This window comes from Nitrosospira sp. TNL200, assembly GCF_055386305.1.
This window is the reverse complement of sequence record NZ_AP041003.1, coordinates 2,723,894-2,738,910: the sequence shown is the minus strand read 5'-3', so window position 1 is coordinate 2,738,910 and position 15,017 is coordinate 2,723,894. Positions and strand designations below refer to the sequence as shown.

Here is a 15,017-nt window from a genome sequence, read left to right as displayed (position 1 = left end):
CGGGTTGTGGATGAGGAAGATGAAGTTGCAGGTACCGATCAAGCCGCCGAGGGGAAGAGCCCGACTTCAAGCCTCACATTGTTTCCAATGTTCCAGAATGAATTGAAGATTGTCGTCGCCGTTGAATTCGTTTATCTGCACCCGATAGACCGCATCGATGACATCCGGCAGGGGACCAGTATGAAAGAATAACATGCCGTCATATATACGGCCTTCCCCCGCTGGTTCGGGTCCTGCTTCGAGTGCCGCCGGCCCGGAACCGCGCCTTTTCAGCTTTAGCTTTAGATGCTTGTCGCCGACGATCCGCTGATTTGCTACAAGGAAGCGGGTATTGAAGGCGGGTTGCGCAAAACCTTGTCCCCACGGCTGGACTGCGAGATGCCGGGCAAGCTCCAGGCTTATTTCCGATTCGTCGAGATCACCGTCGGTTTCGATGATGGATATGAGATCGGAGGGCTTGAGCAATACTTGAGCAGCTTGTTCGAAAGCATCGCGAAACTTTTCGAAATCGCAGCTCCGTATCGTGAGTCCGGCCGCGGCGGCGTGCCCGCCAAATTTCAGCAACAGGCCGGAATGCCGCTTGGATACGAGGTCCAGCGCATCGCGCAGGTGGAAGCCTTTGATGGATCGCCCCGAGCCCTTTATCTCGTCATTGCTGCCCGGAGCGAATGCGATAACCGGACGGTGGAATTTTTCCTTGAGGCGCGATGCGAGGATGCCTATGACGCCTTGATGCCATCCGGGATCAAACAGGCTGAGGCTATATCTGCTCAAGGGGCCGGAAGGTTGCGGTTCACGCGAGGAAAAGAGAGTGTCGACCATGGAGACCGCCGTTTCCCGCATGTCTGCTTCGATCTCCCGACGCTGGCGGTTGAGCGCGTCGAGTTGAAGGGCAATTTGTGTGGCCCGGGTTTCATCGTCCGTGATGAGGCACTCGATCCCCAGCGCCATGTCATCAAGGCGTCCCGCCGCGTTCAATCGTGGACCCAGAACGAAAGCCAGGTCATAGGTCGATATTTTCCGGCAATTTCGTTGAGTGACCCGCAGCAGTGCGCTGATCCCTGCGCAGGCGCGGCCCCGGCGGATGCGCTCCAATCCCTGGTGCACGAGAATGCGGTTATTGTCATCGAGCTTTACCACATCAGCGATGGTGCCGAGCGCGACCAGATCGAGCAGGCTGCCAAGGTTGGGCTCGATCCGGGAAGAGGAAAATACGTTCCTGGCACGCAGTTCGGCTCTTAGCGCCAGCATCATGTAAAACATGACGCCCACTCCCGCGAGATGCTTGCTCGGGAAAATACAGCCGGGCTGGTTGGGATTCACGATCGCTGCGGCGCCTGGCAGTTCTTCCCCCGGCAGGTGATGATCAGTAATCAATACCTTGATGCCGAGCCTGCTGGCCTCAGCTACGCCTTCAACGCTGGCAATGCCGTTGTCCACCGTGATAATGATGTCCGGAGGGCGTGCGCCAGCAGCAGCGAGGCGCACGATCTCGGGGGTAAGGCCATACCCGAATTCAAAACGGTTGGGTACAAGATAATCCACCACGGCTCCAAATTTCTTCAATGCGCGAATACCGACCGCACAGGCGGTGGCGCCGTCGGCATCGTAATCCGCCACGATCAACAAGCGTTTTTCCGCAAAAATGGCATCGGCGAGGAGCGCGGCCATGGCAGAAGCATTCTTCAGGCGATCAAACGGAATCAGGCGGCGCCAGCTTACATCCAGCTGCTCCGGTTCTTCTATGCCGCGAGCGGCATAAATCCGGGCAAGCACCGGATGCACGCCATGTTTGACGAGCGTATCAAATGCTCGTATTGGGTAAGATCGGCCGATAGTATCGGGCATGAGTCGAATAGGAGAACCGAAGTTATGCCCAGTATACCTTCCGCAGATACTGAAATAATTCCTGCTATCTCAATAATGAGTGACAGCCTCCTTTATCATTCGTAATCCGCCCGCCGCGCACGCCATCTATTTCCAGTATTTGCGCTGCTTGCCCTGCGTGCATTCTTGCAGCAAAATATTTTTGTTGCGGTGGTCGTTCGGCATAGCACGGAATCAGGAGGTTGCCCAACCCGTGCTGGCGCGACTCCGGAGATGCATTGACGCAACCAGTAATCGATCAGCCAAAGCGCGCACAAAATATTCTTGATGTCATCGGATGTGCCGCTCGGGTTTTATTTTTTTGGGTCCGATATGAACCAGTGGTTTTTCCTGACGATTGCCATAGTAAGCGAGGTGATCGCCACCTCGGTCTTGAAATCCAGCAATGGTTTTACGCAACTATGGCCATCGCTGGTCGTAATAGCGGGATATGGGGCTGCGTTTTACTTTCTGTCCCTGGCTTTGCATACCATCCCGGTGGGCATTGCCTACGCGGTCTGGTCCGGCGCGGGCATCGTGCTTATTACCCTCGTGGCATGGCTGGTACTGGGACAAACCCTGGACGCCCCGGCCATCCTCGGATTAGCGCTGATTGTTGCCGGGGTGATCATCCTGAACGTATTTTCCAAGACGACAGCTGAGTAACGTATAAATTGGACATATGCGGCGGCGGTAATTTTTTAGTAACGATCGCTTGTCCTTTTCCAGCTTCTCCTGCTCCTGTCTGGCTCGTCCATCACCAGGCCCTTTCTCGTCATTCCATCCTGCAGTTCTATTGCCTGCCGGGTTGACGCACAAGCAATGAGTCAAGGCCGCCGGGCTGGATCCACGTCACTGCAAATCGGGAATAGCATGGACAAGCGTGCCCTCCAAAGCCGGCAATCGTTATACCGGACGGAGAGCGGGATGTACCAAGGTCCAATTGTCCCTATTGCCAGAATTGTTAAGATGCGCCCATTGAGGAATGGCTTGCCTGAAGGCTACAAGCACGGTAGCAAGCGGAGATTTAGAAGAAATATCTCGGACTGTCTTGGATTGTCTTGGATTGTCTTGGATTATCTTGGATTATCTTGGCATGGACGTAAAAAACTTCATTTTGCGATTGGGGTTGTTGTCCGCATTTCTGCTTTCGGAGAATGGCTATGCTATTCCCATACTGATGGGACTGGCACATTCGGAGGAGGCCGAGGATCATGGCGCGGGATCCATCAGTATGGTTGGCGCCAATAAAAGCAGACCGGGTTCCGATGAGATGCAGCCGTTTGCTCGCACGCTGCCGTGGAATTCAGAAAGCCTCGGCATTAGTGCGCTGCTGGGTAAATATCACGGACCATTCGATTTTCTTCCCGAATTTCATCTCCCTTTCGGATTCTCGGTGCAGGACGGGAGCATGGAAAAATTCATTGCCTCGGCAATCTCCGGGCCTCATGATGATATCGTCATTTCCGGTTTTGGATTTGATTACGATGACATGGCCATGGCAGAGTTTTTCGCGACATTGGGCATCGATATCGTGGATTGGCGCGCGATGGTAGAAAACCAGCACATGTCCGGCCATGATGCGGCTCCCCTTTCTGATGGCCAGACCATTGCCAGGCCGGGCCAGCGGAAAGAGTGCATGCAACGCCAGCGCTACTTTGGAGGAAAATCGGAGTTGCACGATAATGATTGCTTCGGAGAAGGCGGTCTGGCGAACATCAGCAGTAACGCCGGCAGAAATCGCCTTGACGCTATTGTGAATAGCAATAACGCCAATTCCAATTTGAGAAATAATCCTGTTCCCGCCTATACCGCCAATAGTCCCGGCGGAGGCGCCCCGGGCGGCGCCAGCGGCGGGATCACTCCAAATACTTCTTCTGGCGGTGGCGATGGCGATAAGGGGAGGGGGAGCGGAAGCGGCAGTGCTCCTGATACAGGCGCCACTCCCGGCATGGGCACGGGAGATGGAGAAATCGGCGGAGGCGGCAGGGAGGTCCAGCCGGTGCCAGAGCCAGGAACAGGAATCCTTCTGCTGCTCGGCTTCATCTGCATGTATTGCACGCGAAGCCAAAGAAGGTGGGCGTGCTGAAGGACGCTTCCGAAAAAAATGGGGAAATTGCCCGCGTTTGATTGTCATCCCCGAAACCGGGGCAACAGCTCACATGCTTTTTTTATGACAGGGATCGATTCGGGAGCGCGCGGAATAGCAGCAGGACCGGGATTTTGCTTGAGCATGAATCCAGAGCAGCGATGCAAGGCCTCGGGCAATGGATAAAAGCCGGGAATGGCCATTTCCATGCCATCCGTCTGCCAGCATCGGCGGATTCATTCGCGCGTCGAATGCTGACTGTCAAATCTTGCCAGTTCTACCGCAGGCGACGGCTCCCATCCCGGTTTGCGATAATCCACCACGACCGTGGTGAAAATGCCTCCTCGTACATAAAATCTCGCCGTAAGACGCAAATATCTTGGTTTCACTGCGCTGACCAGGTCATCGGCAATGCGATTCGTCACCGCTTCGTGAAAAGTGCCTTCATCGCGGTAAGACCATATGTAGAGCTTGAGGCTTTTAAGCTCGACGCATTTTTTATCCGGAATGTAGTCCAGGATGAGAGTTGCAAAATCCGGCTGTCCGGTTTTCGGGCACAGGCAGGTAAATTCCGGAATTTCCATGTGGATATGGAAGTCACGGGTTGCCGGATTGGGGAAAGTTTCCAGCTTTTTCGAAGACTTACTGGGCATTCTCTTATCTCTGTCAAATCGGTTAGAATGGATTGCTCGAAGGCGTTCTTCAGAAAAAGTGCCACAAGCCGCCGATTATACTTGCTGCAGACCTTAAATTGCGCCTCTCTCACATCAAACTGGCCGGTTTCAAGTCGTTCGTGGATCCCACCGAAATTTCCCTTCCAGGTACTCTGGTAGGGGTGGTCGGCCCCAACGGCTGTGGGAAATCCAACGTTATTGACGCGGTGCGCTGGGTTCTGGGTGAATCCCGCGCGGCTGCGCTGCGGGGTGAATCGATGCAGGATGTGATTTTCAACGGATCCGCCAATCGGGCATCCGTGGGACGCGCCAGCGTGGAGCTGGTTTTCGACAATAGTTTGGGCAAGGCGGCAGGCCAGTGGTCGAACTATGCGGAAATTTCAATCAAGCGGATATTGCGGAGGGATGGCGAATCCACTTACCACATCAATAATATTCACGTGCGTCGCCGGGATGTAGCCGATATTTTTCTGGGTACGGGCATAGGCGGGCGTGGCTACGCCATAATAGAGCAGGGAATGATTGCGCGTATCATAGAGGCAAAGCCGGAAGATCTGCGCCTATTCCTGGAGGAAGCCGCGGGTGTTTCCAAATACCGCGAGCGGCGTCGCGAAACCGAGTTGCGCCTGGCGGACACGCGGGAGAATTTGTTGCGGCTGAACGATATTTGCCGGGAACTTGAAAAGCAGCTGTCACATCTGGATGAACAGGCCAGGGTGGCGCACCAGTTCAATGAGGCGAAGATGAAATTGCGGACCGCGCAAAACCTTTTATGGTGTGCGCGTAAACAGGAGGCCGTTGCGCGCCGCATTCTTGCAGAGGAAGAGCTCCAGTCGGTCCAGGCAAGTCTGGAGCTTGAAATTGCAACTCTTCGCCGAACTGAAAAACATCTCGAAGAGAAGCGCGCCCGGCACTATGCCGCCAGCGATACCGTGCATCAGGCACAAGGGGATCTTTACGCTGCAAATGCGCAGGTAGCTCAGGTGGAGCAGCAAATACGGCATCTGCGTGATAATCGGGAACGCGTGGTACAGCAAATTGGCGAAGCAAAAACCCGGCTTGAGCAGCACGAAAAACAGGCGGCCGATACGATCGACGGCTTGCACCGGAAGACCGCGGAACTTCGGCTCGCAAGCGAGATGCGCGAAACCTGCGCCCGAAAGGCCGCGATGGAAAATGAGAAACTGCCCGTGGCGGATGCCGCGGCCCGTTTGCATCATGGCAGGGTAATTGAAACCCAGCATGATCTGTTGCTCGTCGAACAGGCCGGGAAGCTGGAAGAAAGTCATCGCGATCATGCCGAAAAAAACTTTCGGTATCTGGAGGTGCGGCGCACGCGCCTGCTGCGCGAGCGAGAAGCGCTGGCGCAGCCTGAAACCGAGGCGTTGGCGCGCCTGCAGGGGCAAGCGGAAGGCGCCGCGGTTGACCTGGAGCAGAAACGCCGGATACTTGCGCATACGGAGAACCGGTTGCGGGATGCCGAAGAAGTCCGGTATGAGCATGTCCGCGACGTGCAAGCAACAGAGCAGCGTATCGTTCAGGCAGAGGCTCGGGTAAATGCATTGCAGCGCTTGCAGTCCCGCCTGGAAGGCAGCGAGGGGCTCAGTGACTGGCTTGGCAGGCACCAATTGCATGGCTTGCCGCGCTTATGGCAGAGTCTGCAGATCGCCGACGGATGGGAAGATGCGCTGGAGGCGGTGTTGCGCGAGCGGCTGAACGGCACGCAACTTGATCAGTTGGAGGCGGCAGGTCGCTGGTTGACCGACCCGCCTCCTGGCAAGTGGGCGCTTTTCGAGTCGCTGGGTTCTGCGGCAAGCCTTGCGGCGGAAAGAGCGCATGACGGAGAAGCAGGAGAAGCGGGGGAAGTAAAGGCAGGGGAAAAGATGTCATTGCGGCACTACGTGGCCTGCAACAGTCACGCAATAAAACCGGTGCTGCACGAATGGCTGAACGGCGTTTTCATGGCTGATGATATCCCGGAAGCGTTGGCGCAACGAGCCTCGCTTGCCTTGGGAGAAATGCTGGTAACGCGGCATGGACACATTGTCACGCGGCATAGTCTTACCTATTACGCGCCTGATTCGCAGTTGCACGGCGTGCTGGCGCGGCAGCGCGAAATAACCCAGGCCGAGACTGAGATGCGTCCACTTGGAGATCGTCTGATAAACGAAAAATCCTCCCTGGAGGCTGCGGAAGAAGGTTGCCGGGAACTGGAATCGCTCATATCACGGCTGCGCCACGATGTGGACGCGCTTCTGCCTTTGCAGCATGACGTCCAGATGCAGATATTGAAGCTCACCCAGTTGAACGAACGCACTGGCCAGCGCCGCAGGCAGATCGATGCCGAGTTGGCGGAAATCGGGCAACAGGCAGAGACAGAGGTTTTGCGTAAAGGCCACAGCGAAACAAAACTGGTGGAACATCGGCATCAAATCCAGCGGCTGCGGGAGCAACTGCGAAAAGATACATGCGAAGCCGAGGCTGCGGAACAGTTCCTTCAAGAACAGCGTCAACTTGTCGAGAGTTCAAGGAAGGAAATGCAGGAGGCGGTGTTCCACGAAAAGACTTGCCAGAATAATATCGCCGAACTGGAAAATACCGCTCGCGGCATCGACGAGAATCGGGTGGCGCTCCAGGTCCATCTGGAGCGGCTGCAAACCGAACAGGAGGTCTTTGACGATACCCGGTTGAATGAGATGTTGAAGGAATGGCTGGCGCATCGCGAGCAGCGGGAGGGACGGCTCGGAGAGTTGCGCAATGCCCAGGAAACCCTGGGAAATGAATTGCGTGAAATCGAGCAGGAGCGCATGGCTTCGGAGCAAAAATGTCATCCCTTGCGCGAGGCCATCAACAGCGTGCGCCTCAAGCAGCAGGAAGCACGAATTACCGAAAATCAATTTGGCGAACAGTTAAGGGAATCGGGAGCCAATGAGGAGGAATTGCTGCCGGCCCTGGGAAAGACGCGCCCTTCCGCTCTCCAGGCTGAGATCAACCGGCTCAACCTTGAAATAGCAGGTCTGGGTGCCGTCAACCTGGGTGCGCTGGAGCAGTTACAAGCTTGCCAGACACGCAAGAGCTATCTGGATTCGCAGGTACAGGATTTGAATGAGGCATCGGAAACGCTGAAAAGCGCAATCCGGAGAATAGATTCCGAAACCAGGGAGCGTCTCCTGGCGACGGTTCACCAGGTAAACGATCATCTGGGCGAATTATTTCCCACGATATTCGGCGGCGGCGAGGCGAAGCTGGTTTTGAATGGCGAGGAAATTCTCGATTCAGGCGTGCAAATAGTGGCGCAGCCGCCGGGCAAAAAGAACAGTTCCATTCATCTGCTCTCGGGAGGCGAGAAGGCGCTTACCGCGCTTGCGCTCGTGTTCTCGCTATTCCGGCTCAATCCGGCGCCTTTTTGCCTGCTGGATGAGGTCGATGCGCCCCTGGATGACAGCAATACCGAGCGTTTTTGTAACCTCGTTCGAAAAATGTCGCGCTACACCCAATTCGTGTTCATCACGCATAATAAGATCACCATGGAAATGGCGCAGCAACTGGTAGGGATAACCATGCAGGAAAAAGGTGTCTCAAGAGTGGTTGCGGTGGAAATCGAGGAAGCAATCAAACCGCATGTGGCCCTGGAATTCTGATCAACTTGCGAATATGAGTGAATTGCAGATCAGCCTGATCGCTATTGGTTTCATAGTAGTGATGGGAGTCGTATTGTTCAACTGGATGCAGCAGCGGCGCTATCGGCGGGGCGCGGAGCAGGCGTTCGGCTCCCGACATGAAGATGTGCTGCTGAAAACCGGCGCCACCGCCGACGACAATGGGCGGATCGAACCGCAACTGGGCAAGGAGATCCTGCAGGATCCGGACATGCTGGATGCTGTGCCACCGGAACCACCGCCCCTGGTTCCACCGGACGCGGTCAAGGTTTCTCCGCCTGATTCCAAGGCTTCCTCAATGCCGGCGGCGGCACCAGTTGCACCAGCAGCAACGGCTGCGCGTGCTGCATCAACTGCGCGTGCTACATCAACTGCGCGGGTCGCACCAACTGCACGAGCTGCACCAACTGCACCAACTGCACGGGCTGCACCAGCGGCACCAGTTGCACCAGCAGCAACGGTTGCGCGGGTCGCACCAACTGCACCAACTGCACCAGCGGCACCGGCGGCACCGGCGCCTCGAAAGTTCCAGGAAAACAAAAATGCCGAGATCGTAGATTATGTTGTCAGCATAAATGGAGACCAGCCGATCTCCGGATATAGTCTCGCGGAGTTGCTTCAGCGAAAAATGGATTTTGGCAGGCCCTTGCGATGGCTGGGGCAAAGGGAGGCGGATGCTGGCTGGGAAGAAATCACGGCGGAGAGCAACGCAAGGGAGAGCAAAGGCTATCACAGCCTGAAAGGCCGCCTGAAGCTCGTGGACCGTACCGGTCCGATTAGCGAGGTCAGCCTTTCCGAGTTCCGGGACATGGCGGAATCCTTTGCGCAACGCATCAATGCATCCGCCGCCTGCCCCGACATTCACGAAGCCTATATTCAAGCCGTATCGCTCGATGAGTTCTGCACCGAGGTCGATGTCATGATCGGCATCAATATTATCAGCAGGGACGCGGCGGTATTTACGGGCACGAAAATCCGCATGCTGGCTGAGGCGGCGGGGTTGAAACTGGGAACAGAAGGTGTCTTCGATTATTATGATGAAAGTGGCTTGCCTCTGTTTTCACTTGGTAATTTTGAGTCTTCCGTTTTTCTTCCTGCCAGTATCCGGACGCTAACCACCCGGGGCGTCACTTTTCTTCTCGATGTGCCGAAGGTGGCAAATGGCGAAGCTGTTTTCGCCCAGATGGTTCATCTTGCCAATACTTTCGCCGATGACCTCGGGGGAGTGTTGGTGGACGACAATGGCTTCCAGTTGAACGATAGTGGCATTGCAAAAATCAGGCAGCAGCTGAGTGCGATCCAGACCATGATGACGGCACGCGGCATCCCCGCGGGCAGCGAGACCGCCTTGAGATTGTTTGCGTGAATGAGTATTCCGGAAGATATCGTTCAGCGGATAAAGGAATTGCGCGATGCAATAGAGCTGCATGATTATAATTACTACATGCTGGATACCCCGGCCATTCCCGATGCCGAGTACGACGGGTTGTTTCGGGAACTCCAGGAACTGGAGCGAAGCCATCCTCAGCTCGTTACGCTCGATTCTCCCACCCAACGCGTAGGCGGATCTGCTCTTAAGGAATTTTCACAGGTTTTTCATCGTACGCCGATGCTTTCGCTCGGCAATGCGTTCAATGTGTCCGAGGTTGAGGCATTTGACCGGCGTGTGCGTCAGACCCTGGGGCTGGATAACGTGGAATATGCGGTGGAGCCCAAATTCGACGGCCTGGCCATAAGCCTTTGCTACGTGGATGGGCTATTGGCGACCGGTGCAACCCGGGGTGATGGCTACATTGGCGAAGATGTCACCGCGAATTTGCGCACTGTCAAGTCGATTCCATTGCAGCTTTTGGGCAGTCCTGCCGGTGGTCGGCGTCCGCCACGGTTTATGGAGGTGCGCGGGGAGGTGCTGATGCTGAAAGCCGATTTCGAAAAGCTTAATCTGCAACAGCGCGAGAGAAAGGAAAAAGAATTCATCAATCCCCGTAACGCAGCGGCGGGCTCGCTGCGGCAACTCGATCCCGCCATTTCGGCAAACCGCAAGCTGACCTTCTATGCTTACGGCATAGGTGTTTCCGAAGAGGGCGAGGTGCCGCGGGATAAGCACGATCATGTGCTGGATTATCTGGCATCCCTGCGTTTTCTGGTGGCGCGCGAGCGCGGTGTCGTCATGGGCGCGGCAGGATTGCTGGACTATCACCAGCGAATAGGAGCGAGCCGCGTATCCCTGCCCTATGACATAGATGGCACGGTCTACAAGGTGAACAGCCTCGTCCAGCAGGAAAAGCTCGGGTTTGTCTCGCGCGCCCCGCGATTCGCCCTGGCACATAAATTCCCGGCGCAGGAAGCCTCGACCGAGTTGCTCGATATCGGGGTGCAGGTGGGCCGCACCGGAGCCTTGACGCCGGTCGCGCGGCTCAAGCCCGTGTTCGTCGGCGGCGTCACGGTGACCAATGCAACGCTGCATAACGAGGATGAGATCAAGCGCAAGGATGTGAGGATCGGGGACCATGTAATAGTGCGCCGGGCGGGTGACGTGATTCCGGAAATCGTAGCTGTACAGAAAGAGAAAAGACCGCCCGATGCCAAGCCCTTTGTCATGCGCGATGACTGTCCTGTATGCGGGTCCAAGGCAGTGCGCCTGCCCGGTGAAGCATTGACGCGCTGCACGGGCGGGTTGTTCTGCCCGGCGCAGCGGAAACAGGCGATCCTGCATTTTGCATCGCGACGTGCCATGAATATCGATGGCCTGGGAGAGAAACTGATAAATCAGCTGGTCGAGAATGCACTTGTCCGAACTCCTGCGGACCTTTATAGATTGGGCATAGCTGCGCTGGCGACCCTCGAGCGGATTGCGGACAAGTCTGCCACAAATATACTGAAAGCCATCGAAAAGAGCAAAGATACGACACTGTCGAGATTCATCTATGCTCTGGGCATCCGCAATGTTGGTGAAACCACGGCCAAGGATCTGGCCAGGTATTTTGGAGGGCTTGATCCCATGATAGCGGCGGACGTGGAAGCCCTGCAGCAGGTGCCGGATATCGGCCCGGTAGTGGCGGAAAGTATTGCTGACTTTCTTGACGAGAGGCACAATCTCGAAGTCATCGAGCAATTGCGCGCTTGTGGAGTACGATGGAAGGAAGGCGATGGCACATGTCGGGCGGCGATAGCCCATCCGGGAAGCAGCAATAGTTTACATGCCAGCGAAATTGCCGGTAAAACCTTTGTATTGACAGGCGCCTTGCTCAATCTGGCGAGGGAGGATGCAAAAGAGAAAATCGAAGCCGCTGGTGGAAGGGTTAAAGGAACGGTTTCGAAAAAGACCGATTACGTCGTCGCCGGAGCCGATCCCGGCAGTAAATATGACAAAGCGGTTGAATTGGGAGTTACCGTGCTGGATGAGGAAGGGCTCTTGCGACTATTGGGGGATCTTTGACCAAGCTGCCTTGGCGCGATGGCAGTCTGGCAGGACGGCGTGCGCAAAAGGCGGCGGCAGAATGACCGATCATCCCGATTTTACCAGCAATACACGCGGCGAAGATTTGTTCCGAAGTTTCCTGGAGCCCGGGGAATTCGCCCGGCGTCTTACCGAACCCCCGAGTTTTTGCCGGACAGTTTATGCCAAAAATTACTAAAGCCGTTTTTCCAGTGGCAGGCATGGGAACCCGTTTTTTGCCGGCGACCAAGGCAAGTCCAAAGGAAATGATGCCGATAGTGGACAAGCCCCTGATTCAATACGCGGTGGAAGAAGCCATCGCCGCCGGGATTACCGAAATGATTTTCATCACGGGACGCAATAAGCGGGCCATCGAGGATCATTTCGATAAAGCTTACGAAATGGAAGCGGAGCTGGAAGCCAGGGGAAGGGGCGATACCCTGGAAATGCTGCGAAACATGCTCCCGAAAAAGACGCACTGCATTTATATCCGACAGTCCAAAGCTTTGGGGCTGGGGCATGCGGTTTTATGCGCGCGTCCCGCAGTCGGTAATGAGCCATTTGCGGTACTGCTTGCGGACGATCTGTTGCTGGGACCGGAGCCGATCATGCGGCAGCTCTGCCACGTATATGAGCAGAATGGCTGTTCCATTCTGGCAGTACAGAACGTGCAGCCGAAAGATACCGTCAATTACGGCATTGTCAAGTGCGGGCCGGGAATGAATGGCCTCCATCCCATGACAGGTATCGTGGAAAAACCCCGGCCTGAAGATGCGCCCTCGACACTGGGCGTGGTGGGGCGCTACGTTTTGACTCCCAAAATTTTTGAACATCTGGAACAGGTCCAACCCGGTTCGGGTGGAGAAATTCAACTCACCGACGGTATCGCATCCCTGTTGCAGGAAGAGCGAGCCCTGGCGTATGAATTTGCGGGTATCCGCTACGACTGCGGGACCAAGATAGGTTATCTCAAGGCCATGATCGAGCTGGGACTCGGACATCCCGAGGTGGGCAGGGAATTCGCGCAATACCTTGAGACACGAGGCTGGCGTAGTTCCGGCCACTGATGGTATTGAACCTAAATCCGGCAGTTGACAGCTCATTTCCAGTTTAGAGCAATGATCCACAAAGACTTTCCGCGATACTTGGCGTTCACCTGCATGGTGAGTTCGCTTCAGGGTGGATTGCGCTATTTTTGCGGCACATGGCAGCGTTGCAACTGGAGGAATGGTCATTCCGCGTCGCAGCACCTTGCCCTGCACTCCAAAAACCACATGCTCCACCCTGTCCAGCTACCGGATTCAGGTTGAAAGGTTTGCAAGTGCTGCACTGATAGTATGCCGAGTGTTCACCAGAGACCATGCCCTGATGATTACATCCAGTAACGCCAAAAAAATTCTCGATGAGGCAGACCAGCTATTTTCCGCGTCGGCAGTGGCGCAGTCGGTAAAGCGGATGGCCGAGGACATCACGGCGGCGCTATCCGGTCAATATCCACTGATATTGACCGTGATGGGAGGAGCGGTCGTATTTACCGGTCAATTGCTGCCGTTGCTGGCATTCCCGCTCAGTTTCGACTATCTCCATGTCAGCCGCTACGATAACAAGATCCGGGGGGGTGGAATCAACTGGAAAATTGCGCCGCCGGACAGTGTGCAAGACAGGGTGGTGCTGGTGCTCGACGACATCCTGGATGAAGGAATCACGCTGGCTGCGATACGCGAGCGCATCATGCGGCAAGGGGCGGCAGCGTTTTACAGCGCGGTTCTCGCCGAAAAGGATATCGGCCATCCAAAGCCAATCCGTGCCGATTTCGTGGGGCTGACGCTGCCGAACCGCTATGCGTTTGGCTTCGGCATGGATGTCTACGGCGCCTGGCGGAATTTGCCGGCGATATATGCGTTGAGGGACGGATAGCCCCGAGGCCCAAGAGATTCACACTGGACTGCTTTTAGCGTTTATTTTCTCAATTTTCCACCAGCTTTCCTGAATATGCTTGCAATCATTGGCGGCACAGGCATGGCTCAGCTACCCTGCCTTGAAATATCGCATCGAAAAGTCATGAGAACGCCTTATGGAGAACCTTCCGGGCCACTGACCTTCGGCAGAATCAAGAACAACCAGGTTGTGTTTCTGGCTCGTCACGGCTATGGCCACATTATTCCGCCCCACGCGGTAAACTACAGGGCGAATTTATGGGCATTGCAATCGCTCGATCTGACGCGTGTCATTTCCGTGGCTTCGGTCGGGGGAATACGCGATGATCTGGTTCCCGGTGCAATAGCCATTCCAGACCAGATAATTGATTACACTCACGGCCGCAAGTATACTTATTACGAAGGCATAGAAAAACCGATCACCCACATAGATTTTACCGAGCCATATTGCCCGCTGACGCGCAGTCGCTTGCTGGATGCGGCAAGACATGCCGGTAAAAAAGTGATCGATGGCGGTGTTTACGGCGCTACCCAGGGTCCGCGCTTGGAGACGGCTGCTGAAATCAATCGGTTCGAGCGCGACGGTGTCGACATGGTAGGCATGACCGGCATGCCGGAAGCAGCGCTTGCCAGGGAACTGGGCTTGTGCTACGCGACGATCGCAGTGGTGGCTAACTATGCCGCCGGTAGAAAAACGAGTGTTCGTGAGATCCGGTTGGAGGCCGCGCACGCGGTTCTGGAGAAGGCGATGGTTGAAGTGAGAAATATCCTCGAGTATGCGGTGGAGCTGGATGTCGATTAAGCCCGTGTTGAGGATGGGTGATCCCCGGCTGCTGGACGTGTCTCGAGAGGTGGCGGAATTTGGCACATCGGAGCTGAAGGCGCTGGTGCAGGACATGCATGATACGATGGCAGCACTGGATGGCGCTGGACTCGCTGCTCCCCAGATCGGCGTCAGCCTTCAAGTCGTCATATTCGGCGTGAAACGCAATCCGCGTTATCCGGATGCCGAAGAGGTACCCTATACCGTCCTGGTAAATCCTGTGATTACGCCGCTGACGCAAGAAATGGAATCGGGATGGGAAGGTTGCCTCAGTGTTCCGGGGTTGCGAGGCATGGTGCCGCGTTACAGCAGAGTCCGATATACCGGCAAGGACCAGCATGGGGAAACGATAGATCGCAGCGTCGAGGGTTTCCACGCTCGTGTGGTGCAGCATGAATGCGATCATCTGCTCGGTATTTTATATCCGATGAGGATGACCGACTTTCGCACCTTCGGCTTTACCGATGTCCTGTTCCCGGATGGCGCGCCAATGGACGAGTAGATTGCCTGGATCTGCGTCAGCAATAACG

11 protein-coding genes are annotated in these 15,017 nt (G+C 55.7%); 9 read left to right on the top strand and 2 right to left on the bottom strand.

Translation table 11 applies throughout. The features are described 5' to 3' along the window. Window positions 1-66: 66 nt before the first annotated feature. Complete coding sequence (gene recJ / locus ACZ5CE_RS12375) at window positions 67-1,848, bottom strand: single-stranded-DNA-specific exonuclease RecJ (protein ID WP_464575216.1); 1,782 nt, start codon at window positions 1,846-1,848, stop codon at window positions 67-69. 351 nt (window positions 1,849-2,199) lie between these two features. Here recJ and ACZ5CE_RS12370 point away from each other — a divergent pair, with 351 nt between their 5' ends. Further along, complete coding sequence (locus ACZ5CE_RS12370; protein ID WP_464575215.1) at window positions 2,200-2,532, top strand: DMT family transporter; 333 nt, start codon at window positions 2,200-2,202, stop codon at window positions 2,530-2,532. Window positions 2,533-2,962: 430 nt separating this feature from the next. Beyond that, entirely contained in the window at window positions 2,963-3,955 is a 993-nt protein-coding gene (locus ACZ5CE_RS12365; RefSeq protein ID WP_464575214.1) for a PEP-CTERM sorting domain-containing protein, read from the top strand. Between the two features lie 236 nt (window positions 3,956-4,191). Here the strand turns inward: ACZ5CE_RS12365 and queF are convergent, their stop codons facing one another. After that, window positions 4,192-4,608, bottom strand: a complete 417-nt coding sequence (queF, locus tag ACZ5CE_RS12360; protein WP_464575213.1) for a preQ(1) synthase — start codon at window positions 4,606-4,608, stop codon at window positions 4,192-4,194. 98 nt (window positions 4,609-4,706) lie between these two features. Between queF and smc the strand changes: the two genes are divergently transcribed. From smc to def, 7 genes are all read left to right on the top strand, one after another. Further along, window positions 4,707-8,270 carry a chromosome segregation protein SMC gene (gene smc / locus ACZ5CE_RS12355; protein WP_464575212.1) on the top strand — a complete coding sequence of 1,188 codons (3,564 nt, stop codon included), beginning with the start codon at window positions 4,707-4,709 and terminating at the stop codon, window positions 8,268-8,270. Window positions 8,271-8,283: 13 nt separating this feature from the next. Then, entirely contained in the window at window positions 8,284-9,654 is a 1,371-nt protein-coding gene (locus tag ACZ5CE_RS12350; RefSeq protein WP_464575211.1) for a cell division protein ZipA C-terminal FtsZ-binding domain-containing protein, read from the top strand. Next, window positions 9,655-11,727 (top strand): NAD-dependent DNA ligase LigA, encoded by a 2,073-nt coding sequence (gene ligA / locus ACZ5CE_RS12345; protein WP_464575210.1) that lies wholly within the window; start codon window positions 9,655-9,657, stop codon window positions 11,725-11,727. It abuts the gene before it with no gap. Window positions 11,728-11,909: 182 nt separating this feature from the next. Then, a complete protein-coding gene (gene galU / locus ACZ5CE_RS12340; RefSeq protein ID WP_464575209.1) occupies window positions 11,910-12,794 on the top strand; it encodes a UTP--glucose-1-phosphate uridylyltransferase GalU in 885 nt (294 codons plus the stop codon). A 301-nt stretch (window positions 12,795-13,095) separates the two neighbouring features. After that, window positions 13,096-13,644 (top strand): hypoxanthine-guanine phosphoribosyltransferase, encoded by a 549-nt coding sequence (locus tag ACZ5CE_RS12335; protein ID WP_464575207.1) that lies wholly within the window; start codon window positions 13,096-13,098, stop codon window positions 13,642-13,644. A 75-nt stretch (window positions 13,645-13,719) separates the two neighbouring features. After that, complete coding sequence (locus ACZ5CE_RS12330; protein WP_464575206.1) at window positions 13,720-14,466, top strand: S-methyl-5'-thioinosine phosphorylase; 747 nt, start codon at window positions 13,720-13,722, stop codon at window positions 14,464-14,466. Next, window positions 14,456-14,989, top strand: coding sequence for a peptide deformylase (gene def, locus ACZ5CE_RS12325; protein ID WP_464575205.1), 534 nt, complete (start codon window positions 14,456-14,458; stop codon window positions 14,987-14,989). The genes ACZ5CE_RS12330 and def overlap by 11 nt, the downstream gene beginning before the upstream one ends. The last annotated feature ends 28 nt before the right edge of the window (window positions 14,990-15,017 follow it).